This is a genomic window from Blattabacterium cuenoti, from assembly GCF_014251275.1.
GTDB lineage: Bacteria > Bacteroidota > Bacteroidia > Flavobacteriales > Blattabacteriaceae > Blattabacterium > Blattabacterium cuenoti_AG.
This window is the reverse complement of record NZ_CP059183.1, coordinates 200,168-223,765: the sequence shown is the minus strand read 5'-3', so window position 1 is coordinate 223,765 and position 23,598 is coordinate 200,168. Positions and strand designations below refer to the sequence as shown.

The window sequence follows — 23,598 nt, the reverse complement described above, 5'->3', positions numbered from 1 at the left end:
CGTATACTTTTATTTCCAAAATAAATCTTTTTCAAAAAAATATTTTCTATCCGATACAAATCTAATTATCAATTTATAATATCCTTTTTTCAATTCATTTTTTGAAATAAATAACCTCTTTTCAAAAAATTTAATAAAGTAAAAATTTTTTTTAATATCTAGTTTATTAGAAGAAAATCTTAGTAAAGTTAAAACTCCATGTACAACATTTCCTTTATCTAAAGGAAATGTTGTAATAATACCATTTTTTGAAATAAGGACTTTTATTCTATTAGGGAATTTAATTGTATTTTTTTTCTCATTTATTATTTCTTGATATTTAATTTCTTCTTTGTAATATTCGTTTGATATCAATTGACTTTTTACATTTGGAAAAATAATTGGTAAAATAAAAGCTATGAATACAACAAAAATTATAAATAAGATAATGGATAATGTTACTCCTATAAACCAATTAAATTTTATCCTCATAATTTTATATTCCTTTACTCCATTCTAAAATTTTTTCTCCTTGAGGAGATTTATGTATTAATGGTTTTTTATCTATTCTATTTATAAAATAAACATAACTCGATATTTTTTCAATATCATTTCCTTTTATTTCTTTCGATTTTCCAAAAGGGCGCATAGCGGGATTTTTTTCACTTCCATTCCATATTATATAAAATATATTTTTATACAAATCTTTTTCTACTTTATTTATCCAGTATTCATCTGTTAAGTTTGGGCCTATGTTCCCACTTCCATCTGATTTATGACAAGTAGCGCAATTTTCTTTAAAAAGTAATTTTCCGTCATTTACTAAATATTTTTTAAAAATAGAATTTTCTATTGTCGCTTGAGGAACATTTTTTTCAAAAATTTCTATTTCTTTTAATTGTTTTCTATAAGAAATATCATATTCTTTATATGGATTTGAAAAATCCATAAATAAATAAGAAAAAAAATAAATACTAGAAAAAATAAAAGTAGTATAAAAAAGATGTATCCACCAAATTGGTAATTTATTATCTAATTCTATAATTACATCAAATCCATGGTCTATTTTTTTAATTTCTTTATTTATTTTTTTAGGATCAAAAAAAATAAATTTGTAAAGAGAATAAAAATAATTCCCCTCTTTTTTTTCTAAAATGTTCTTTCTTTCTTTATAAGAGAAAGATTTTAATCTAATTTTAAAAATTAAATTATTTATAGATTCTAAAACAATTAATAATATTGTATTTATTAAGAAAAAATATATAGTTATAGGATGAGTTATATAATTTATATGATCATAACTTTTTAAAAAAGTATAAAATATAAACCATATAACAGATAAAATAAAAGGTATTATTATAAAATAAGGAATTTTATACCTATTCATATGTTAATAATATGTATTATTTTTTTTCTTTATCATTTAAAGGTAGAAAACTTATTTTTTTATAAAATTTTTTTTTTTTTGAAAAAACAAAAAATATTATAAAAAAAAATGATATAAAAAAAATTACTAATATAATTGATTGAAAAATTCCTATATTTTTTTCTATTTTTAAATAATTTTTTAAAAAACTCATTAACTAATTTTTATTAAAAGATTTTATATCTTTACCTAAACGTTGTAAATAAGAAATCAATGCTATAATTTCTCTTTTTTCTAATGGAATAAATTTTTCTTTTTCTGTTATTTTTTGTTTTTTTATCTCTTCTTTTAAATTTGGATATTCTTCATATATTTCAAGAACTATTTTTTTTGCTTGTTCATCCATATTTTTATTAATATTTTTTATATATTCCATTGTATATGGAACACCTAATTTAATCATAGCTTTTATCTTTTTTTCTGTATTATATCTATTTAATTTATTGTAAATTATCCATGGATATCTAGGCATTATGGACCCAGGAGAAGTAGATCTAGGATTTAACATATGATTATAATGCCAAGAACTTGGATTTTTACCTCCTTCTCGTGCTAAATCAGGACCTGTACGTTTAGATCCCCATAAAAAAGGATGATCATATACAAATTCACCAGCTTTAGAATATTCACCATAACGAACAACTTCATCTCTAAATGGACGGACTTGTGCACTATGACATCCATTACACCCTTCTCTTACAAAGAGATCTCTTCCTTCTAATTCTAGAGCTGAATAAGGTTTTACACTATGTATAGTAGGAACATTAGATTTAATTATTATAGTAGGGACTATTTCTATGAATCCTCCAATTGCAACAGCAATAAAAGAAAATATAGTAAATTGTATTGGTTTTTTCTCTAACCAACTATGCCAGCTGTTAATATTTTCACTATTATTTTTTTCTTTATCAAAAAGATTATATTGGAACTTTTCATTGTTAATAAAATATCCACTTTTAATAGTTTTAAAAATGTTATATATCATTAGCAAAAATCCAATAAAATAAGTAAATCCACCTATAAATCTTATTTTGTAAAAAGGAATAATAGCTAAAACAGAATCTAAGAAATTTTTATAATATAGAGTTCCATCAGGGTTAAATTTTTTCCACATCATAGATTGTAATACTGCACCAATATACATTGGAAAAATGTAAAGAATAATTCCAATAAGACCTAACCAAAAATGAAAATTAGCTAATGATACAGAATATAATTTCGTATTCCACATTTTTTGTACTATCCAATAGATAATACCAAAAGCCATAAATCCATTCCAACCTAAAGTACCTAAATGTACATGTCCAATTACCCAATCAGTAAAGTGACCTATTGAATTTAATGTTTTAGTTGCCAACATAGGTCCTTCGAATGTTGCCATACCATAACAAGTTATCCCAACTAAAAAAAATTTTAATACAGGATCTTTTTTCATTTTTTCAAATGCACCTCTCAATGTTAATAATCCATTTAACATTCCACCCCAAGAAGGAGCAATTAACATTATGGAAAAAATAGTCCCCAACATTTGAGCCCAATTAGGTAATGATGTGTACATTAAATGATGAGGGCCAGCCCATATATATATAAATATTAAAGACCAAAAATGAATAATAGATAATTTATAAGAAAAAATAGGTTGATTTGATGCTTTTGGAACAAAATAATACATAAGTCCTAGTATAGGAGTAGTTAAAATAAAAGCTACAGCATTATGCCCATACCACCATTGCATTAATGCATCTTGAACTCCAGCATATATAGAATAACTTTTGAAGGATAAAAGAGATATAGGTAATTCAAGATTATTAAATACATGTAGCATTGCAACCGCAACCCATGTTCCTAATAAAAACCAAATACTAACATATAAATGTTTTATTCTTCTTTTTAAAATACTACCTATCATATTTATTCCATAAACAATCCAAATTAAAAATAATACAATATCTATAGGCCATTCATGTTCAGCATATTCTTTACTTGTATTAATTCCTAATAAAAATGTAATCCAAGTAGAAACAATAAATATTTGCCAACCCCAAAAATGAATCCAACTAAGAAGATCACTAAAAATTCTTGTTCTCAGTAAACGTTGTAAAGCATAATAATAACCAGTAAATATGATATTTCCTACAAAAGCAAAAATAGCGGTATTTGTATGTAACATTCTCCATCTTCCAAATCCAAAAATTCCTTGAGTATATTTTAGTTTTTCACCAAAAATAAATTCTGGTAATTTAGGACAGAATAATAAAAATGCAATTAGTAATCCAGCAAAAAACCCAATAAGTGCCCAAAATAGAGTAGCATATAAAAAAGCTTTTACTATTTTATTATTGTAACAATATATCTTTTTTCCCATTTTTTTCCCATATTCATTAAATAAAAAAAATAAACAATTATTTAAATAATATTATTTATTATTTAATTATCCATTAGAATCCTTATCTTAGTAGATTCATAATCTTCAAACCCTCCAGAATAAAGACAAAATAAAAATAATATAAGAAATAACGCTCCCAAAGAGATACTAGATAATATCATAATAATTATTACATCCATATAATTAAAAAATTAATTTTTTTGTTACTAAACTAGTAGAAATAATAGAAAATATAATAACTGAAAGAGAACTTAATGGCATTAATATAGAAGCAACTATAGGCTTTAATGTTCCTGTAACAGCAAATATAATTCCAAATACATTATATAATAAACTAATCATAAAATTAATAACAATTAATTTCACAGATATTTTTGATATTTTCAAAAATAAGCAAATTTTATATAAATCTGAAGATTTAATAAAAGCATCACAACTAGGGAAAAAACTTGTTATATTATCTGCAACAGCTACACCAATTTCACTTTGATTTAGTGCAGCACAATCATTAATTCCATCTCCAAACATCATTACTTTTTCTCCATTATTTTGTAATTTTTTTATATAATACATTTTATTTTCTGGACTTTGATGAAACAATATTTTACCAGAATTTGGTAAGATAGACTTTAAGTATTTTTTTTCCAAATTATTGTTATCTCCAGATAAAATAACTATTTTATAGTTTCTTAATTTATAAAATATTTTTTCTATTCCATTTCTATAAAAATTTCTAAAGAAAAAATATCCTAATAATTTATTGTTAATAGTAACAGCTACTTTAGTTTTTTTATTATCATTTTTAATATTAACATTTAAGTATTTTGATGATCCAATTTTTACTGAAACTCCATTTATTTTACATGTTAAACCTTTTCCTACTATTTCTTTAAAATGTTTTATAGAATAAAAATTATTAATTGATAACTTGGATAATATTTTTTTGCTTAGTGGATGATTAGAATGTCGAAGTAAAGAAGCAATCATTTTTTTTTCATTGTACTTTAATGATCCTACAAATTTTATATAAGACTTTTTAGGATCTGTTAATGTTCCAGTTTTATCAAAAACTAAAGTTTTTATTTTTGAAATTTTTTCCATAGTAAAAATATCTTTAATATAAAATCCTTTTTTAGAAAACAAAATCATAAAATTTCCTAATATTAATGGACACGAAAGTACTAGAGCACAAGGACAAGTAATAATTAATACTGAAAACATTGTATGAAATGTTTCCTTTACATTATTATTTATTAAATACCAATACATTCCTGTTAGTAGTGAAATTAATAATACAGTAGGAGTAAAATATTTACTTAAATTAGTAGATATCGAATTTAAATAAAAGTCTTTGTTTTTATTTTTTTTTTTGTTATTATTCCATAGAACACTCAAATAACTATGATCTACGTTTTTCAAAACTTTTAAATAAATTATTTCTCCTTTTTGTTTAGATCCTGCATAAATTTTATCTCCTATTTTTTTATTAACTAAATAAGATTCTCCTGTAATAAAACTATTATCTAATATAGCCTTACCTTTTATTAAAATAGAATCAGCAGGAATAATTTCTTGGTTTTTAATTAATATAATATCTTTTTCTTTTAAAGATGAAAGTAGTACTTTTTTCTCTTTTCCATTTTTAATTTTTGTTATTAAAATAGGATAAAAAGATTTATATTTTCTATAAAAAATAACATCACTAGTATGATCTTTAAATAATTTACTAATTGATAAAAATAAAGAATAACTAGAAATACTATCTAAATATCCAGGACCTAAATCAGAAAATATTTCATAAACACTCCATAAAAATAAAACTGTTATTCCAATAAAAATTGGAATATCTATATTAATAACTGATTTTTTTAATCCTAATATTACATATTTTATATGATCTAAAAAAAGTAAAAATACTATTGGCAATGAAATTAATAACATTAAATATCTAAAAAAATTACGATGATTAAAATACCAAATATCTTCACAAGATCCAATATATTCTGGAATAGATAAAAGCATTATATTCCCAAAACAAAAAAATGATATCGCAAGTTTTCCTATCAATTTTTTATCAAAAGATAATTTTTTGTTTTTATTTTCATTTATTATTTCAAAATTAACAGAGGGAGGATATCCAATATAATCTAGTAATTTTGCTATTTCACTTAATTTTAATTTGGTATTATTAAATGTTATCCAAATTTTTTTATTTGTAAAATCTACAACAGATTCAAAAATATTATTATTTTTTATAGATAAATTTTCCAATATATAAATGCAGGAATAACATCTAATAGATGGAATTAAAAAATGAACTTTTGTAATATATTTATAATGAAAATCAATTATTTTATTTGAAACTTTTTCATTATCAAGAAATTTATACAAGTCATTTTTATTCATATTAAAATAATAATTTATGTAACAATATAATTAACCTAATTTAATATAATAAATGTAGTAATTATATACTTATATATTTTTCATATTCTTTAAATGACATAAGTTTATCATATGTACTTATATCTAATATTATTATTTTTATCATCCATTCTTCATAAGAATTTTTATTTATCAATTCTGGATTAGATATTAATTTATCGTTAATTTCTAAAATTATTCCTGAAACAGGCATAAATAAATCTGAAACAGTTTTTACTGCCTCTATAGTTCCAAAAACTTCTTTTTCTTTTATCTCCTTTTTCAAAATAGAATTATCAATATCTAAATAAACAATATCTCCTAATTCCTTCTGGGCGAAATATGTAATACCTATAAATGCATGATATTTATTTTTATTATTATTGTCTATATATGAATTATCATAATTAATTATTCCTACCCATTCATGATTTTTACTGTATTTTAAATCCTTTTTATTCATAAAAAAAATATTTTCTTTCTTTATATATTACTTTCATATTTATATCTATATTTATACTTTTACTTTATTAAATATTTAAAAAATTAAAAGTAATTTTATTAATTATTATATTTAATTTATTTTTAATTAATAAAAAAAAGTTTTTAATTATATTAATTTTACTATATAAAAAATATGGTTTATTTACTTTTTTTTTACTTGATTATAATTGATAATTTAAAAGAAAATATAAATAATAATCTATTTTGTTATCTATATCACAGGACTATATTTTCTAAAACATTATTTTAATTTGTCATCGTAGTTATAATAAATATTTACTTTACAATTTTTCCCACATTTAATACTAAAGTGATTATTTGTAATTTTTTATAATTTACTATTTACACTACAAGATTCCAATATACTCTATACTAATTTTATACTAGTTTTATACTAGTTTTATACTAGTTGTAATACCAAATTTTTCCATTTTTTCTATGGAAATTTTAACATATTTTATTATATATTTTATTGTGTTTTATATATTATTTTATTGTAAATGTGAATGTTAATTAGAAAAAGAATTAAATATAAAGTATAATATATAAAGTAAAAAAAATAACATATGTATTTCATTATAAATATAAAATTACATTAATACATTATAAAATATATTTCCTAATTAATTTAGTATAAATTATATTTTATAATATACAATACAATATTTGTTGTAATTATATTATATTTATTTTTTTATTAAATTTATTATATTTTTAATTGTTTTTTTCAATTTAGATTGAAAAATAATCATAATTTAAATATAATTTTTTTTATATTTGCAATATTACATATAAACTTATAAAGCAACATTAAAAAAAGGCTCATTATTAGTACATATAGTACATAATTAAGCCTTTTTTTTAGTTATTATTTAGTTATTATAGTTCTTATAAAGTATAGAATAAATCATGTTTAAATTTAATTTTAAAACTACTCAGAAAAAAATTTTAGATGATAGTATTACAACTATAGAATTATATTTAAAACTTAGAGATGTATATCCAAATACATTATTATTAGAATTTTACAATTCTAAATCTTTAAAAGAAAATTTTTCTATTTTTTGCATTAATCCAATTTCTGAATTAGTTTTATACAAAAAAATTTTAAAAATATATTATCCAAATAATGTATATAAACACATTAGTATAAAAAAAAAACTAGATACTATAAAATTTATAGAAGATTTCTTAGTAAAGTTTAAAGATGAAAATAATTCTATATGTTATTCTGGTTTATATGGATATATATCCTATGACAGTATTCCCTATTTTGAAAATATAAAATTTAATGTAAAAATTGAAAATGTATATAATATTCCAAAAATACGATTAGGATTTTATAAAAACATAATAATATTTTATCATTTTTGTAATAAATTAAACATTATAGAACATCAATTTTACAATACTGAAAAAATAACCTATGTTAATCAATTAATAAAAATAATAAAAAAGAAAAATTTTTCGTTATATCAATTTAAGACTGTAGGTGATTATTCTTCTAACGTTTCAGATATTGAATATAAAGAAATGGTGGCTAAAGGAATAAAATATTGTTTAAGAGGAGATGTATTTCAAATAGTGTTATCAAGACAATTTAAACAAGAATTTGAAGGGGACGAATTTAATGTATACAGGGCTTTACGAATAATAAATCCATCACCGTATTTATTTTATTTTGATTATGGAAATTATAAACTATTTGGATCTTCACCTGAATCGCAAATTATCATTCATAATAATGTAGCTTATATAAGTCCAATAGCTGGGACAATAAAAAATACAATAAATAAAAGAAATAATTGTAATGAATATAAAAAATTGTCTATAAATCTTTTGAATGATCCTAAAGAAAATTCTGAACATATTATGTTAATTGATTTAGCAAGAAATGATTTAAGCAAAAATTCATATAACATAAAAATAGAACAGTTTAAAGAAATACAAGTTTTTTCTCATGTGTTACATATTGTATCTAAAGTATCTGGAAAACTAGAAGATAAAATTTCTATTTTGAAAGTATTTTCAGATACTTTTCCTGCTGGAACACTATCAGGAGCACCTAAATATAAAGCTATGGAATTAATAGATAAAATAGAAAATCAAAATAGAGGAGTTTATGGTGGAGCTATTGGATTTTTTGGATTAAACAATTCTAATATTAACATGGCAATAATTATACGTTCTTTTTTGAGTAAAAACAACACTCTTTTTTTTCAAGCTGGAGCTGGTATTGTTTATAGTTCTAAAGAAAAAAATGAATTAGAAGAAGTAAATAACAAACTACTAGCATTATTTAAGGCAATAAAATTAGCTAAAAATATATAATGAATAAAATATTAATATTAGATAATTATGATTCTTTTACTTATAATCTTGTTTATTTTGTAAAAAAACTTACAAAAAATTTTATAAAGGTTTATAGAAATAATGAAATTAAACTATCTGAGATAAATAAATATAATAAAATTATTTTATCTCCAGGACCTGGAATACCTGATGAAGCAAATATTTTGAAACCTTTAGTAAAAACTTTTGCAGCAACTAAAAGTATTTTTGGGGTATGTTTAGGGGTACAAGCTATTGGAGAAGTGTTTGGGGCCAAATTGGTTAATACAAAAAAGGTATATCATGGAATATCTAGTATAATAAACATTATAGATCCTAAAGAAATACTTTTTCAAAAATTACCTAAAAAAATAGAAGTGGGGCGTTATCATTCTTGGATTATTTCTCCAGATAATTTTCCTAAAAATTTATTAAAAATAACAGCTATTGGAAATAAAGGAGAAATAATGGCATTACGTCATAAACATTACGATGTATGTGGAGTACAATTTCATCCAGAATCTATTTTAACTCCATTTGGAGAAAAAATAATAGAAAATTGGCTAAAGAACTAATACATTAAAAATATTTATGAAAAAAATACTTAATAATCTTTTTTTAGAAAAAACTTTAACTAAACATGAAGCAAAAAATATAATAATAAAATTATCAGAAGGTAAAATTAACCATACTCAAATGGTCGCTGTTATTACTATATTTAATATGAGGTATCCAACTGTAGAAGAAATTACAGGATTTAGAGAAGCAATAATGGATCTATCTATAAAAGTTGAGCTTAATGAGTTTAATGCAATAGATATTGTAGGAACAGGTGGAGATTACAAAAATACTTTTAATATTTCTACGTTAGCTTGTTTCATTGTAGCAGGAACTGGAGAAAAAATAATAAAACATGGAAGTTTTAGTTATTCTTCTACTACTGGAGCTTCAAATATATTAAAAGAATTAGGATACAATTTTACAAACAAAGAAGATGATTTAAAATTTCAATTGGAAAAAACAGGAATTTGTTATTTACATGCACCTATATTTCATCCTATATTACAAAAAATATCTAAAATTAGACAAGAATTAGGATTTAAAACCATTTTTAATATACTTGGGCCATTATTAAATCCTGGCTATCCGAAAAATCAATTATTAGGAGTAAACAGTCTAGAATTAGCTAGAATATATTATTACATATATCAAAATATAAAAAACAATTATGCTATAATCTATAGTTTAGATGGTTATGATGAAATAACACTTACTGGTGATATAAAATGTTATACTTCCACAGGAGAAAAATATTATTTTGTAAAACAATTAACAAACTATAATAAAATTAATGTAAATCCTTATGAATTAAGAGGAGGAAAAAATGTAAAGGATAATACACAAACATTTATTAATATTTTATCTGGAAAAGGATCACCATTTCAAAACGAAGTAGTTATCATGAATGCTACATTTGCTCTTAATTTGTTAAATAAAGATAATTTTGAAAATAATTATAATAAAGCAAAATATTCTTTAAAAAGTGGAAAAGCTAAAAATATATTAAAAAAATTATTAAATATATGAACATTCTTGATAGAATTTTATCTATAAAAAAGAAAGAAATTAAAAAAAACAAAATTTTTTTTCCTATTAAAAAATTAGAAAATTCTAAATTTTTTGAAAGAAAAATTATTTCTTTAAAAAATAAAATAGAAAAAAATGATATTGGAATTATTTCTGAATTTAAATTAAAATCACCGTCTAAAGGTAAAATTAACAATTTTGTTTCAATAGTGAAAGTAACTAAAGGTTATGAAAATTCTGGTGTTTGTGGGATATCAATTCTTACAGATTACCATTTTTTTAATGGAAAAAAAGAATATATAAAAAAAATACGACCATTAATATCAATTCCTTTATTAAGAAAAGATTTCATAATTGATGAATATCAAATTATTGAATCTAAATCTATAGGTTCTGATGTTATTTTATTAATAGCAAAAATTTTATGTAAAGAAAAGATAGATAATTTATCAAAATTAGCAAAAAGTATAGGATTAGAAACTATTCTTGAAATTCATGATGAAAATGATATAAATAAAATAGTAGAAAATATAGATATTATTGGAATAAATAATAGAAATTTGAAAACTTTTATTGTAGATAATGATATTTGTATAAAATTATATCCAAAAGTTCCAAAAAATTATATAAAAATAGCAGAAAGTGGAATTAATAATGTTGATTATATTTTAAAATTAAAAAATATAGGATTTCAAGGTTTTTTAATTGGAGAATATTTTATGAAAGAAAATAATCCTGAAAAATATTGTAAAAATTTTATTCTTTCTATTAAGGAAAAATATTCACAAAAATGAAACTGAAATCATTAAAAATAAAAATATGTGGGATGAAATATGATATAAAAAAAATATCTTATTTTCTTCCTGATTTTATGGGTTTTATATTTTATAAAAAATCTCCTAGATATGTAGGGAAAAATTTCATAATTCCAGATATATCAAATAAAATATTAAAAATAGGAGTATTTGTAAATGATAACAAAGATAACATTTTAAAAATAAGCAAAGAAAAAAAACTTGATTTTATTCAATTACATGGAAAAGAAAGTGCTTTTTTTTGCGAACAATTATGCAAAAGAAAAGTAAAAATAATTAAAAGTTTTAAAATAGATAAATATTTTTTATTTAAAAAAATATATGATTATATTCCTTTTTGTCCTTATTTTATATTTGATAATAATGGAGGTAGTGGACAAAAATTTACATGGGAAAAACTAAATGAATATTATTTTGAAACTCCATTTTTTTTAAGTGGAGGTATAGGCATAAATGATGTAGAAAAAATACAAAAATTTTTTCATCCAAAAATGATTGGAATTGATATTAACAGTAAATTTGAAATTTTTCCAGGAAAAAAAAATAAAAAAATATTAAAAATTTTTCTAAAAAAAATAAAAAATTTATGAATTATTTGGTAGACGAAAATGGATTTTATGGAGAATTTGGAGGTGCATTTATTCCAGAAATGTTACGTGTTAATATAAATAAATTAAAAAATATATACAATAAATATAGAAATGACTCTAAATTTCAAAAATTGTATAGAGAAATATTGAAAAATTATGTAGGAAGACCAACTCCACTTTTTTTTTGTAAAAAATATTCTGATAAATATAAAACAAAAATTTATCTTAAAAGAGAAGATTTAAATCATACTGGATCACATAAAATTAACAACACTATTGGACAATGTCTTTTAGCTATAAAATTAGGAAAAAAAAATATTATAGCAGAAACAGGAGCTGGCCAACATGGAATAGCTACGGCAACTACTTGTGCAATGATGGGTTTAAAATGTTTTGTTTTTATGGGCGTAATTGATATGCATCGTCAAGAAATGAATGTTATTAGAATGAAAACTCTTGGAGCTAATGTAATTCCAGTATCTTTTGGAAGTAAAACTCTTAAAGATGCTATAAATGAGGCGATTAGATTTTGGATTAATAATAATAAAAGCTATTATTTAATTGGATCTACTGTCGGCCCTCATCCATATCCTCAAATTGTATCCGAATTTCAATCTATTATAAGTGAGGAAATTAAAATACAATTGAAAAATGAAGGGCACTTAAATCCTAATTATATAATTAGTTGTATAGGTGGAGGGAGTAATGCTGCAGGATCTTTTTATCATTATTTAAATAATAGTTTAGTAAAATTAATAGCTGTAGAAGCAGCTGGGCTAGGAATAAAAAGTAACAAAACAGCTGCTACTATTGCTTGTGGATCTAAAGGAATATTACATGGAAGTATGACAATTATTTTACAAGATAAATATGGACAAGTTTTACCAACTTATTCAATATCACCTGGATTAGATTATCCCGGAATAGGGCCAATGCATGCAAATCTTTTTATGAAAAAAAGAGTTAATTTTTTTAACGTAACTGATAAAGAAGCTTTGCAAGCTGGATATGAATTAATTGAATCAGAAGGAATTATTCCTGCCTTAGAAAGTGCTCATGCCTTAGCAGTTTTAAAAAAAATTTCATTTAATAAAAATGATGTAGTTGTTATTACTTTATCCGGAAGAGGAGATAAAGATATTAACGTATATAAAAAATTTTATAATTTATGAATAAAATTGATCTTTTATTCCAAAAAAAAAATAAAAATGTGTTATGTATTTATTTTACTGCAGGTTACCCTAATGTGAATAGCACTTTTAAAATATTGAAAACATTACAAAGTTATAAAGTAGATTTAATTGAAATTGGCATTCCATATTCTGATCCTATATGTGATGGAAAAATTATACAGAATAGTAATAAAATAGCATTAAAAAATGGAATGAATCTTACTTTATTACTTAATCAAATAAAAGAATTAAAAAAAAAAATACATACTCCTATTATTCTTATGGGATATTTTAACCAGATTTATAAATTTGGAGTTAATGTTTTTTTAAAAGAATGTAACAAAATTGGAATTTCTGGATTAATTTTCCCAGATCTTCCTGTAGATTTATTTATTAAAGAATATAAAAATTTATTTTATAAATATTCTTTACATTTAATTTTTTTAATTACTCCACAAACAAGTAATTCTAGAATACTTTTTTTAAGTAAAATAACTGGTGGATTTTTATACTTAGTTTCTTCAAACTCCATTACTGGGAAAATTTGCTCTTTTGGAAAAGATCAATTATCCTTTTTTGAAAGGATAAAAAAATTATCTATTACAGTTCCAAAATTAATTGGATTTGGAATAAATAACAGAGTAACTTTTAATTTAGCATGTAAATATGCTAATGGAGGTATTATTGGTAGTAGTTTTATAAACTCATTAGATTTAGATGAAAAAAAATTGGATAAAAGCATAAGTAAGTATATAATTAACATTCAAAATAAATAGTTTTTTTTTCTATTTCCAAATATAATAGTCCCTAATCTAATTAGGTTACTACCATGTTTTATAGCAATATTGTAATCTCTACTCATTCCCATAGAAAGAATTTTATGTCCATACTTTTTTTTAAAAATATTATATATTTTTCTTAAAAATATAAACTCATTATGTAATTTTTCTTCTTCTTTTTGTAAAGTTGCCATACCCATAACTCCAATAATTTTTACGTTTTTCATATAGTAACAATTTTCTAATATACGTACTGCTTCTTCATAATTTATTCCTGATTTACTATTTTCTTGACAAATTTTAATTTGTAATAAACAGGAGATAACTTTTTTTTGTTTTAAACCTATTTCATTTATTATTTTAATATGTTTAAGTTTTTGAACACTATGAATTAAGTGAATAAAAGGAATTATGTATTTAATTTTGTTACTCTGTATTCTTCCTATCATATGCCATCTAATGTCTTTAGGTAATAATAAATATTTTTTTTTCATTTCTTGAACATAGTTTTCACCAAAATCTCTATGTCCTATTTCATATAATTTTTTTATATAAGAAATTCCATGATTTTTAGACACAACTAAAATAGTTACACTTGATGGAATTGATTTTTTTATAAAAAGTAATTTATTTTCTATTATAAAGTTCATGAAAATTTTTTTAAAATTTTTTCATTATTTTTTTAATTATAAATTTTATATTTTTTAATGGTAAAGTATTGTAAATTTTTGCTTTAGACAAAACTAAAAATCTGTAACATTATAATTATACAATATTTTTATTTTTACACATATTATTAAATTCTTTTTCTAATTTTTTTCCTGTTAAAAATAAAAAAAATGTAATCTCAATATTTTAATTATTTTATTTTTTAATTTTTTTTCATAAAAAAATATTAATGTCTATTTACTTGTACAAAAGTGTAGATTTATATATATTTTTTTATAATCCATATAATGTGAAATATTTTTTTTATTATTTATAAAATTTCATTATTAATAATTACCATAGTAATATATTCAGTTCTTATATTTTTTTTGTGCATAAGCATAAATTAAACTTAATTTATTTAAGTATAATTTTATACTAAAAAAATTTTATGAAATCTCACATACAATATAAATTTAAGTAATTGTAAATATTTTAATTTTTTATCCTATAATAGTACAATGTAAACTGTATACTTGTTTTGTAATATTATAATGTTTTGGAATATGTTTATAATTAATTTTTTTTTATAAAATAATTATATTCACTTTTAACAAATTTTTTTGTTTCTATAATGGAGTTTAATACAAAAAATATTGTATATAAATATGTTGCTCTTTATTCATTAAATTATATGTAACAATATAAAATTGTAAAATATTTACTACTTGAAAAAAAACTGAATAATTATAATTGAAATTAATAATTTTTTTTATCTATTATGTAGAATAGTAATGGTAGTATAGAACTACATACCATTATAATAGTGTACAATAATCAATAATTAAATTATTATTTAAATAATTAAAATTATAAATAAATTATATAATTACTATTTCTAATATTTTTTTTGTATTTTTCGTTAATTTGAATCTATTATCCAAACGGTTTTTAACTATTAAAATTATATCTTTATTTCCATTTATTAAAATCCAAGTTCTATATTTTTTTAATAAAGAGAATTTTTGATCTTTATAATACTTACTTATTTTCTTTTTTCCATTCATATTAATAGGCATGAAAAAATCTCCTTTTCTCCATGTTCTTAATGATAAGGGAAATTGAATTTTTTCAAAATCAATTAAAATGACATCTTTTTTATGTTCTATTTTTGTATTTGTATTTAAAATAAATTTCATATTAATAGGAAGATGAATTTTATTAGCTATTTCTATATTATAAATAGTAAAAACTTTTCTTTTGTTTTCTAACAATAATTTATTAGATACTAAAATCCAACAATTTCTATCTTTAATAATTCTATATTTTTTAGATATAATTTGTTTTCCTGATTGAGAATATATTAAACGTTTTATACTATCTATGTCAATAAAACCATATGGATAAAATATTTTAAATAAATATAATGGATGTAATTTTTTTATTTTTTCATATTCTATTTTCCATATAAATGGATTATTTTTCTTTTTTATTGTAATTTTTTTACATATTTTTTTAACTTCTTTTTCTATAAATAAGTTATCATTATATAGATTTTTTATAGTATTTTTTAATCCGTTATAAAAATAATTTGAAAAAAAAGAAGAATTATTCAAGCTTAAACGTAGTTTATTTCTTAAATATTTTGTATTTTCGTTGCTTTTATCTACTCTCCAATTGATATTTTTCTTATTTGCATAGGATAAAATATCTTTTCTAGAAAATTCTAATAGAGGTCTTATAAATTTTCCATTTATTTTAGGAATTCCCAGTAAACCTTTTATTCCAGTTCCTCTTGAAATATTAATAAAAAAAGTTTCTACAGAATCATTAAAATGATGAGCCAAAATCATAAACTTATATGAATTTTTTGTTAATAACTCATTAAACCATTTATATCTTAGTTTTCTAGCAGCCATTTGTATAGATAATTTATTCTTTTTTGCATAATAAAAAGTATCAAATCTTTTAACGTAACATCTAATATTTTTTTTATAGCAAAAATTTTTTACAAAAATTTCATCTTCATAGGATTCTTTTTTTCTTAACATAAAATTACAATGGGCAACTGCTATTAAATCTATATTAAAAATATCAATTATTAAATGAATAAGGACCATACTATCTATTCCACCACTTACGGCAACACATATTTTTGTATTATTAGTTAAAAGTTTTTCCATTTCTAAAACAAAATTATAATACAATACTTTATTCATTTATTTTTTCATTTTATATACTTAATAATATTATAAATAATTTCACACTTTGATTTATTTGTAACATTTATTTTATAACGAGCCTTTTCATAAAAGGATGATCTATTTAATAAATTTTTCATAATAAACTTAAATAATTCTTTTTTTTCTAAAAGCTCTATTAAAGGTCTCTTTTTTCTTTCTAATAATAATCTTTTTAATAGTGTGTAATTATCTGTTCTTAAATAAAAAGTTTTTGAATGTTTATTCAATAAATAAATATTATTATAAAAGCATGGAGTTCCACCTCCTACAGATAGAATATATTTATTGTTTTTGTATTTTTTTAAAATTTTTTTTAGTAAATTATTCTCTAATTTCCTAAAATAATTTTCTCCTTTATTTTTAAAAATATTTATAATGGGTTTTTTTTCAGCCTCAACAATTATTGAGTCTAAATCAATAAAATTAATATTTAATTTTTTTGATAAAAATTTTCCTATTACAGTTTTTCCAGAACCCATGTATCCTATTAAAGTAATTTTCATTATTTCATTAAAAAAAACATAAAATTTATAAGTATATTTGTTAAATTAAATAGTAATTATATATGTCTATTATTGACCTGGTAGCTCAGCTGGTAGAGCATTACACTTTTAATGTAAGGGTCCTGGGTTCGAATCCCAGTCAGGTCATTTAATCTATATTTAATTCCAAAACCATTGGACAATGATCTGAATATTTAACATATGGTAGTAAATAAGCGTTTTTCATATACTTTTTTAAGAATACACTAATTAAAATATAATCAATTCTCCATCCTTTATTATATTTTCTAGAGTTAAATCTATAATTCCACCAACTATAATGTCCAGATTTTTTTATATAATGTCTAAAACTATCTATAAACCCTAATTTTATAAAATTAGTCATCCATTTTCTTTCTTCTTTCAAAAAACCAGAAATATTTTCGTTTTTTATTGGATCATTAATATCTATTTCAGAATGACAAATATTATAATCTCCACAAATTATTAGATTTTTTTTATTATCTTCAAAATTTTTTATATACATAAAAAATTTTTTCATAAAAAATAATTTGAAATTTAACCTATTTTTCATGTCATTTCCTGATGGAAGATATAAACTAATTATTGATATTTTTTCTTTATTATTTAAATATAAATCAATACATAATATTCTTCCTTCTTTATCTATTATCTCTAAATCCATTCCATATTTTATACAAAATGGTTTTTTTTTAGATAAAATTGCTACGCCACTATAACCTTTTTTTTTTGAAGGAAACCAATAACAATAGTATCCTAACTTATAGAATAAATTAATATCTATTTGTTCATGTGTAGCTTTTATTTCTTGTAAACATAGTACATCTGGATTTATATTACTTATCCAAGATTGGAACCCCTTTCTTATTACAGATCTAATCCCATTTATATTATAACTAATAATTTTCATTTTATACTAAATTATAATTATAAAATATTAAAAATTGTTTTTATATTTGTCTTAATACATGAATATAAGTAAGATTGCTCTAAAACAAAAAACTTACTAAATGCTAAAAAGTAAGCTTTTTGTTATTTCTTTTCCTAGTATGTTGTATGATGGATAAATTAAAAATAGCTATTCAAAAATCAGGACGTCTTTATGAAGACTCTATAAAACTTTTAAAAGATTGTAGTATAGAAATTAATATAGGGATAGATAAACTGAAAACAACGGCTATGAATTTTCCATTAGAAATACTTTTTTTAAGAGATGATGATATTCCTCAATATTTAGAGGATGGAGTAGCTGATATAGGAATTATTGGAAAAAATGTTTTATTAGAAAAACGAAAAAAAATAAAAATTAAAGAAACTTTAGGTTTTGGAAAATGCAGATTATCTATAGCTATTCCTAAATCATTAATTTATAATAATATAAATGATTTAAATGGGAAAAAAATTGCTACAAGTTATCCTTTTTTAGTTAAAGAATTTTTTGTAAAAAGATGTATTTCTGCAGAAATCCATGAAATATCTGGAGCTGTAGAGATTGCTCCAGGTATTGGATTAGCAGACTGTGTATGTGACTTAGTAAGTAGTGGATCTACATTATTTATGAATGGATTAAAAGAAGTAGAAACTGTACTTAAGTCCGAAGCTATTTTGGCTTCACATCTAAATTTAAGTAACACAAAAAATGTAATAATGAATAAATTGTTATTTAGAATTAGAGCAGTAAAACAAGCAAAAAATAATAAATACATTCTATTAAATGTTCCTAACAATAGATTAGAAAAAATAATATCTTATTTACCAGGAATTAAAAGTCCAATTATTTTACCATTAGCAAATTCAAAATGTAGTACTGTTCATTCTGTGGTAAATGAAAATGATTTTTGGGGTATTATAGAAAACTTGAAAACACTTGGAGTTCAAGATATACTAGTACTTCCAATAGAAAAGATTATACTATAAAAATGAAATATAAATATCAAAATGGATATGATTAAAGTACTTTCAAGTATTAAAAAATGGGAAAATTACATTGTAAATAAAAAAAATTTAAAACAAAAATATAATACTCATATAATTGATATAGTTTTTACTATTATAAATAATGTTAAATTAAATGGAGATTTAGCATTAAAAAAGTACAGTATAAAATATGATAATGTACAAATTGAAAATTTCAAAGTAGAAAAAAAGGATTTTCAAAAAGCTTTTATTAAAACTTCAAATAAATTAAAAAAATCTATAGAGAAAGCATGTAATAATATTAAATCATTTCATAATAAACAAATATATAAAGAAAATAAAATAGAAATATCTTCTGGAATACTTTGTTGGAGGAAAAATATTCCTATAGAAAAAGTTGGATTTTATATTCCTGGTGGGACTGCTCCTTTATTATCTACTATATTAATGTTAGGAATTCCAGCAAAATTAGCAGGATGTAAAAATATTATTTTGTGTACTCCACCAGATAAATATGGTGAAATTAATCCATCATTATTATATACTGCTAAATATTTAGATATAGATAATATATATAAAGTAGGTGGGGCACAAGCAATTGCCGCAATGGCCTATGGGACTGAAAGTATTCCAAATGTATATAAAATTTTTGGTCCAGGTAATACTTATGTAACTACAGCTAAAAAAATAATATCACAAGATAATATAATTTCTGTAGATTTTCCAGCTGGACCATCAGAAATAGTGATAATAGCTGATGAATATGCAAACCCAAAATATGTTGCTTCAGATTTATTATCTCAATCTGAACATGATATAGAAAGTTTTGTTCTTCTTTTAACAATTAATAAAAATTTTTGGATAAAAAAAATGAAAGAAGAATTAAAAAAACAGTTTTTAGCTCTTGATAAAAGAACAAATATTGTAAAAAAGTCATTAGAAAATAGCAAAATACTAATTTTATCCTCATTGGAAGAATGTATTTCATTAGCAAATGAAATTGCTCCAGAACATTTAATTTTGAATTGTTATAATGCTTGTTATTTTAGTGAAAAAATCATTAATGCTGGATCAGTATTTTTAGGGAACTATTCTCCAGTTAGTGCTGGAGATTATGCAACTGGGACTAATCATGTACTTCCAACACATGGATATGCTAAATCTTATAGTGGGTTATCTGTAGATAGTTTTTTAAAAAAAATTACATTTCAAAAATTATCTAAAAAAGGATTGAATAATTTATCGGAATGTATTGGAATTCTATCTTTAGAAGAAGGATTAATGGCACATAAAAATTCTGTTGATATTAGATTTAATGATATTTAATTAAAAAAAATTATGAATAATCATCATTATAACTTCAATTTAGAGTCTTTAATAAGAAAAAATATTTTACGAATGGATCCTTATATTTCAGCTAGAAAAGAACATAAAAGTAAACAAAAATATATTTTTTTAGATGCAAATGAAAATTCTTTCGGATCTACTTTATCTTTTTTTAATTCCTATAACAGATATCCTGATCCTTTTCAAAAAAAATTGAAGGAGAGAATATCTAAATTAAAAAATATTCCAATTTCTAATATTTTTTTAGGAAATGGAAGTGATGAAATAATTGATTTAATTTATAGAATTTTTTCTCGTCCAGAAATTGATAATTCTATTATATTTCCTCCTACTTATGGTATGTATGAGGTATTAGGAAATATACATGGAGCCAATATAATAAAGATACCACTTACAAAAGAAAAATTTCAGTTAAACATAGAAAAAATAAAAGAAACTATAAATAAATATAGCAAGATTATTTTTCTATGTTCTCCAAATAATCCTACAGGAAATGATTTAATAAAAAAAGATATTAAAACCCTATTGAAGATTTTCACAGGAATTATAGTATTAGATGAAGCATATATAGATTTTTCACATGAAAAATCTTTTTATACAGAAATTTATAAATATCCTAATTTAATTGTTATACAAACACTATCTAAGTCTTGGGGGTTAGCTGGATTAAGAATAGGAATAGGAATTGCCTCTGAAGAAATTATAAAATGGATGAATAAAATTAAGTCTCCATATAATATTAGTGTTATATCCCAAGAAATAGCTATTAAAGCTTTGGAAAATCAAGATTTATTTTTCTTTCATATAAAAAATATTATTTCAGAAAGAAAATATATGGAAAGTGTATTAAATAAAATTACTATTATAAAAAAAGTATATCCTAGCTCATCAAATTTTTTGCTAGTAAAAACTAATTTCTCTTCTACAAAACTTTACAAGTATCTCATAAATAAAAGAATTTTTGTTAGAGATAGAACAAAAATTCTTTTATGCAATGATTGTTTAAGAATTACAATAGGAACTCACGAAGAAAACAAATGTTTATTAAACTATATTAAAAAATATTCTTTATCTATTTAGTTTAATTATTTATTTAGAAAAATTTTAAAGAAATATTTTATAATTAAAATAAAATGAAAGATAAAATATTATTTATTGATAGAGATGGAACAATTATAGAAGAATGTCCTAAAACATACCAAATTGATTCTATTGAAAAAATAATTTTTATGAAAAAAGTTATATTTTTTCTATCAAAAATAAAAAAAAAGCTTGATTATAAATTTGTTCTAGTATCTAATCAAGATGGCTTAGGTAGTAGTTCTTTTCCAAAAGAAAAATTTTGGCCAATACATAATCATATTATAAAAATACTAAAGTCAGAAGGTATTGATTTTATTTCTACTCACATAGATAAAACATTTGAAAATGAAAAAAAATATACTAGAAAACCAAAAATAGGAATGTTAACTGATTATTTAACAGAAAATTATGATATTGAAAAATCTTTTGTTATAGGAGATAGATTAACAGATGTTTTATTAGCCTATAATTTAGGATGTAAATCTATATGGATAAAAAAAAATAATGATTTCTACAATCTTACAAGAGAAGAAAAAGATTATTATATTACTACAAAAAAAGAAATATTAAACAATACAATATCCTTAAAAACTGATAAATGGAAGGATATATATAAATATTTATGTTATATTTCTTATAATTCTATTAATAAAAAAAAAAAACGTATTACATTAGAAACTAATGTAAAAATATATCTTTCTATTTATGGAACTGGTAAAAATAATATAAAAACTGGATTAGGATTTTTTGATCATCTTTTACAACAAATATCTATTCATGGAAATATTGATTTAAATATTAATACAAAAGGTGATCTACATATAGATGAACATCATACTATAGAGGATACTGGAATTACATTTGGAGAAATTTTTAATAATTTATTAGGAGATAGAATAGGAATAGAACGTTATGGTTTTTATATTCTTCCAATGGATGATTGCATATCTACTATAGCAATAGATTTAGGAGGAAGAAGTAATTTAGTATGGGAAACAAAATTTAAAAGAGATAAAATTGGAGGAGTCTCTACAGAAATGTTTTATCATTTCTTTAAATCTTTTTCTGAATATGCAAAATGCAATATATATGTTAATTCTGTTGGAAAAAATGAACATCACAAAATAGAATCTATTTTTAAATGTTTTGCTAGGGCTGTTAACATGGCAGTAAAAAGAAACTCTTTTAATAAAATACCTAGCACTAAAGGAGTATTGTAAAATTTTTTTTAATATAATTTATGGAAACAGTCATTATAAAATATCCAGCTGGTAATGTACAATCTATCCTTTTTTCTTTGGAAAGAATAGGAATTAAAGCAATAGTAACAGATTCTGAAAAATCTATTGAAAATGCAAAAAGAATCATTTTACCTGGTGTTGGAGAAGCTAATTTTGCTATGAATCATTTGAAAAAAAAAAAATTAGATATACTATTGTATAATTTAAAAAAACCTGTTCTTGGTATATGTTTAGGAATGCAATTACTTTGTAATTATTCAGAAGAGAGTAATACTAAATGTATAGGAATTTTTGATACATCAGTTAAAAAATTTAAGTCTAATAATAAAGAGTATAAAATACCTCAAATAGGTTGGAATACAATTCATAGTTTAAAAGGGCCTTTATTTGATAATATACAAGATGGAAGTTATCAATATTTTGTTCATGGATATTATGTTCCATTAGGAAAATATACAATATCTGAAACTGAATATATAGTTACTTATAGTTCTGCATTGCAAAAGAAAAATTTTTATGCAGTACAATTTCATCCAGAAAAATCATCTTATGTGGGTCATAAAATATTAGAAAACTTCATTAAACTGTAATGTAAAAGAAAT

Annotated in this window: 22 protein-coding genes and 1 tRNA gene; 13 read left to right on the top strand and 10 right to left on the bottom strand. The window is 21.4% G+C overall.

Going from position 1 to position 23,598, the window contains the following annotated elements; genetic code table 11:
* Positions 1-9: 9 nt before the first annotated feature.
* The 6 genes from H0H76_RS01060 to H0H76_RS01035 form a co-directional block, all read right to left on the bottom strand.
* On the bottom strand, positions 10-471 hold the full coding sequence (locus tag H0H76_RS01060) for a FixH family protein (RefSeq protein WP_185855696.1): 462 nt from the start codon (positions 469-471) through the stop codon (positions 10-12).
* Between the two features lie 4 nt (positions 472-475).
* On the bottom strand, positions 476-1,366 hold the full coding sequence (locus tag H0H76_RS01055; protein WP_185855695.1) for a cbb3-type cytochrome c oxidase N-terminal domain-containing protein: 891 nt from the start codon (positions 1,364-1,366) through the stop codon (positions 476-478).
* 196 nt (positions 1,367-1,562) lie between these two features.
* A complete protein-coding gene (gene ccoN, locus H0H76_RS01050; RefSeq protein WP_185855694.1) occupies positions 1,563-3,770 on the bottom strand; it encodes a cytochrome-c oxidase, cbb3-type subunit I in 2,208 nt (735 codons plus the stop codon).
* A gap of 62 nt (positions 3,771-3,832) precedes the next feature.
* Entirely contained in the window at positions 3,833-3,970 is a 138-nt protein-coding gene (ccoS, locus tag H0H76_RS01045; RefSeq protein WP_185855693.1) for a cbb3-type cytochrome oxidase assembly protein CcoS, read from the bottom strand.
* A gap of 4 nt (positions 3,971-3,974) precedes the next feature.
* Entirely contained in the window at positions 3,975-6,197 is a 2,223-nt protein-coding gene (locus H0H76_RS01040; RefSeq protein WP_185855692.1) for a heavy metal translocating P-type ATPase, read from the bottom strand.
* A gap of 61 nt (positions 6,198-6,258) precedes the next feature.
* Positions 6,259-6,678 carry a glycine cleavage system protein H gene (locus tag H0H76_RS01035; RefSeq protein WP_185855691.1) on the bottom strand — a complete coding sequence of 140 codons (420 nt, stop codon included), beginning with the start codon at positions 6,676-6,678 and terminating at the stop codon, positions 6,259-6,261.
* A gap of 950 nt (positions 6,679-7,628) precedes the next feature.
* Between H0H76_RS01035 and H0H76_RS01030 the strand changes: the two genes are divergently transcribed.
* From H0H76_RS01030 to trpA, 7 genes are read left to right on the top strand one after another with little or no spacing between them, the layout of a single operon-like run.
* Positions 7,629-9,050 carry an anthranilate synthase component I family protein gene (locus H0H76_RS01030; RefSeq protein WP_185855690.1) on the top strand — a complete coding sequence of 474 codons (1,422 nt, stop codon included), beginning with the start codon at positions 7,629-7,631 and terminating at the stop codon, positions 9,048-9,050.
* The gene (locus H0H76_RS01025) at positions 9,050-9,625 is read left to right on the top strand and encodes an anthranilate synthase component II (RefSeq protein WP_185855689.1); all 576 of its coding nucleotides are present in this window, start codon (positions 9,050-9,052) and stop codon (positions 9,623-9,625) included. The genes H0H76_RS01030 and H0H76_RS01025 overlap by 1 nt, the downstream gene beginning before the upstream one ends.
* A gap of 16 nt (positions 9,626-9,641) precedes the next feature.
* Positions 9,642-10,637 (top strand): anthranilate phosphoribosyltransferase, encoded by a 996-nt coding sequence (trpD, locus tag H0H76_RS01020; RefSeq protein ID WP_185855688.1) that lies wholly within the window; start codon positions 9,642-9,644, stop codon positions 10,635-10,637.
* Positions 10,634-11,431: an indole-3-glycerol phosphate synthase TrpC gene (trpC, locus tag H0H76_RS01015; protein WP_185855687.1), complete on the top strand. Its 798-nt coding sequence runs from the start codon at positions 10,634-10,636 to the stop codon at positions 11,429-11,431. Before trpD ends, trpC begins: the two co-directional genes overlap by 4 nt.
* Positions 11,428-12,042 (top strand): phosphoribosylanthranilate isomerase, encoded by a 615-nt coding sequence (gene trpF / locus H0H76_RS01010; RefSeq protein WP_185855686.1) that lies wholly within the window; start codon positions 11,428-11,430, stop codon positions 12,040-12,042. The genes trpC and trpF overlap by 4 nt, the downstream gene beginning before the upstream one ends.
* On the top strand, positions 12,039-13,214 hold the full coding sequence (gene trpB, locus H0H76_RS01005; protein ID WP_185855685.1) for a tryptophan synthase subunit beta: 1,176 nt from the start codon (positions 12,039-12,041) through the stop codon (positions 13,212-13,214). The genes trpF and trpB overlap by 4 nt, the downstream gene beginning before the upstream one ends.
* Positions 13,211-13,990 (top strand): tryptophan synthase subunit alpha, encoded by a 780-nt coding sequence (gene trpA / locus H0H76_RS01000; RefSeq protein WP_185855684.1) that lies wholly within the window; start codon positions 13,211-13,213, stop codon positions 13,988-13,990. Before trpB ends, trpA begins: the two co-directional genes overlap by 4 nt.
* Here trpA and H0H76_RS00995 read toward each other — a convergent pair.
* The 3 genes from H0H76_RS00995 to H0H76_RS00985 all read right to left on the bottom strand — a co-directional run bounded on the left by H0H76_RS00995 (position 13,978) and on the right by H0H76_RS00985 (position 17,387).
* Positions 13,978-14,643, bottom strand: a complete 666-nt coding sequence (locus H0H76_RS00995; protein WP_185855683.1) for a YggS family pyridoxal phosphate-dependent enzyme — start codon at positions 14,641-14,643, stop codon at positions 13,978-13,980. The genes trpA and H0H76_RS00995 overlap by 13 nt on opposite strands.
* 879 nt (positions 14,644-15,522) lie before the next feature.
* Entirely contained in the window at positions 15,523-16,860 is a 1,338-nt protein-coding gene (tilS, locus tag H0H76_RS00990) for a tRNA lysidine(34) synthetase TilS (RefSeq protein ID WP_185855682.1), read from the bottom strand.
* Positions 16,861-16,868: 8 nt separating this feature from the next.
* Positions 16,869-17,387 carry a shikimate kinase gene (locus H0H76_RS00985; protein WP_185855681.1) on the bottom strand — a complete coding sequence of 173 codons (519 nt, stop codon included), beginning with the start codon at positions 17,385-17,387 and terminating at the stop codon, positions 16,869-16,871.
* Between the two features lie 74 nt (positions 17,388-17,461).
* Here H0H76_RS00985 and H0H76_RS00980 point away from each other — a divergent pair.
* Positions 17,462-17,534: transfer RNA gene (locus H0H76_RS00980), tRNA-Lys, on the top strand.
* Position 17,535: 1 nt separating this feature from the next.
* On the opposite strand, the gene H0H76_RS00975 is transcribed toward H0H76_RS00980, so the two are convergent.
* On the bottom strand, positions 17,536-18,318 hold the full coding sequence (locus H0H76_RS00975; RefSeq protein ID WP_185855680.1) for an exodeoxyribonuclease III: 783 nt from the start codon (positions 18,316-18,318) through the stop codon (positions 17,536-17,538).
* A 149-nt stretch (positions 18,319-18,467) separates the two neighbouring features.
* Here H0H76_RS00975 and hisG point away from each other — a divergent pair, with 149 nt between their 5' ends.
* Genes hisG through hisH form a run of 5 tightly spaced genes read left to right on the top strand, consistent with a single transcriptional unit; the run spans position 18,468 to position 23,586 of the window.
* On the top strand, positions 18,468-19,325 hold the full coding sequence (gene hisG / locus H0H76_RS00970) for an ATP phosphoribosyltransferase (protein WP_185855777.1): 858 nt from the start codon (positions 18,468-18,470) through the stop codon (positions 19,323-19,325).
* A 21-nt stretch (positions 19,326-19,346) separates the two neighbouring features.
* A complete protein-coding gene (gene hisD / locus H0H76_RS00965) occupies positions 19,347-20,651 on the top strand; it encodes a histidinol dehydrogenase (protein WP_185855679.1) in 1,305 nt (434 codons plus the stop codon).
* Between the two features lie 12 nt (positions 20,652-20,663).
* On the top strand, positions 20,664-21,752 hold the full coding sequence (gene hisC, locus H0H76_RS00960; protein WP_185855678.1) for a histidinol-phosphate transaminase: 1,089 nt from the start codon (positions 20,664-20,666) through the stop codon (positions 21,750-21,752).
* A 53-nt stretch (positions 21,753-21,805) separates the two neighbouring features.
* Positions 21,806-22,975 (top strand): bifunctional histidinol-phosphatase/imidazoleglycerol-phosphate dehydratase HisB, encoded by a 1,170-nt coding sequence (gene hisB, locus H0H76_RS00955; RefSeq protein ID WP_185855677.1) that lies wholly within the window; start codon positions 21,806-21,808, stop codon positions 22,973-22,975.
* A 20-nt stretch (positions 22,976-22,995) separates the two neighbouring features.
* Positions 22,996-23,586: an imidazole glycerol phosphate synthase subunit HisH gene (gene hisH / locus H0H76_RS00950; RefSeq protein WP_185855676.1), complete on the top strand. Its 591-nt coding sequence runs from the start codon at positions 22,996-22,998 to the stop codon at positions 23,584-23,586.
* Positions 23,587-23,598: the final 12 nt, after the last annotated feature.

What these genes read in the sequence shown, in the direction of transcription:
- H0H76_RS01060 (WP_185855696.1), bottom strand. Translation starts at nt 471, where the DNA reads ATGAGGATAAAATTTAATTGGTTTATAGGAGTAACATTATCCATTATC.
- H0H76_RS01055 (WP_185855695.1), bottom strand. Translation starts at nt 1,366, where the DNA reads ATGAATAGGTATAAAATTCCTTATTTTATAATAATACCTTTTATTTTA.
- ccoN (WP_185855694.1), bottom strand. Translation starts at nt 3,770, where the DNA reads ATGGGAAAAAAGATATATTGTTACAATAATAAAATAGTAAAAGCTTTT.
- ccoS (WP_185855693.1), bottom strand. Translation starts at nt 3,970, where the DNA reads ATGGATGTAATAATTATTATGATATTATCTAGTATCTCTTTGGGAGCG.
- H0H76_RS01040 (WP_185855692.1), bottom strand. Translation starts at nt 6,197, where the DNA reads ATGAATAAAAATGACTTGTATAAATTTCTTGATAATGAAAAAGTTTCA.
- H0H76_RS01035 (WP_185855691.1), bottom strand. Translation starts at nt 6,678, where the DNA reads ATGAATAAAAAGGATTTAAAATACAGTAAAAATCATGAATGGGTAGGA.
- H0H76_RS01030 (WP_185855690.1), top strand. Translation starts at nt 7,629, where the DNA reads ATGTTTAAATTTAATTTTAAAACTACTCAGAAAAAAATTTTAGATGAT.
- H0H76_RS01025 (WP_185855689.1), top strand. Translation starts at nt 9,050, where the DNA reads ATGAATAAAATATTAATATTAGATAATTATGATTCTTTTACTTATAAT.
- trpD (WP_185855688.1), top strand. Translation starts at nt 9,642, where the DNA reads ATGAAAAAAATACTTAATAATCTTTTTTTAGAAAAAACTTTAACTAAA.
- trpC (WP_185855687.1), top strand. Translation starts at nt 10,634, where the DNA reads ATGAACATTCTTGATAGAATTTTATCTATAAAAAAGAAAGAAATTAAA.
- trpF (WP_185855686.1), top strand. Translation starts at nt 11,428, where the DNA reads ATGAAACTGAAATCATTAAAAATAAAAATATGTGGGATGAAATATGAT.
- trpB (WP_185855685.1), top strand. Translation starts at nt 12,039, where the DNA reads ATGAATTATTTGGTAGACGAAAATGGATTTTATGGAGAATTTGGAGGT.
- trpA (WP_185855684.1), top strand. Translation starts at nt 13,211, where the DNA reads ATGAATAAAATTGATCTTTTATTCCAAAAAAAAAATAAAAATGTGTTA.
- H0H76_RS00995 (WP_185855683.1), bottom strand. Translation starts at nt 14,643, where the DNA reads ATGAACTTTATAATAGAAAATAAATTACTTTTTATAAAAAAATCAATT.
- tilS (WP_185855682.1), bottom strand. Translation starts at nt 16,860, where the DNA reads ATGAATAAAGTATTGTATTATAATTTTGTTTTAGAAATGGAAAAACTT.
- H0H76_RS00985 (WP_185855681.1), bottom strand. Translation starts at nt 17,387, where the DNA reads ATGAAAATTACTTTAATAGGATACATGGGTTCTGGAAAAACTGTAATA.
- H0H76_RS00975 (WP_185855680.1), bottom strand. Translation starts at nt 18,318, where the DNA reads ATGAAAATTATTAGTTATAATATAAATGGGATTAGATCTGTAATAAGA.
- hisG (WP_185855777.1), top strand. Translation starts at nt 18,468, where the DNA reads ATGGATAAATTAAAAATAGCTATTCAAAAATCAGGACGTCTTTATGAA.
- hisD (WP_185855679.1), top strand. Translation starts at nt 19,347, where the DNA reads ATGGATATGATTAAAGTACTTTCAAGTATTAAAAAATGGGAAAATTAC.
- hisC (WP_185855678.1), top strand. Translation starts at nt 20,664, where the DNA reads ATGAATAATCATCATTATAACTTCAATTTAGAGTCTTTAATAAGAAAA.
- hisB (WP_185855677.1), top strand. Translation starts at nt 21,806, where the DNA reads ATGAAAGATAAAATATTATTTATTGATAGAGATGGAACAATTATAGAA.
- hisH (WP_185855676.1), top strand. Translation starts at nt 22,996, where the DNA reads ATGGAAACAGTCATTATAAAATATCCAGCTGGTAATGTACAATCTATC.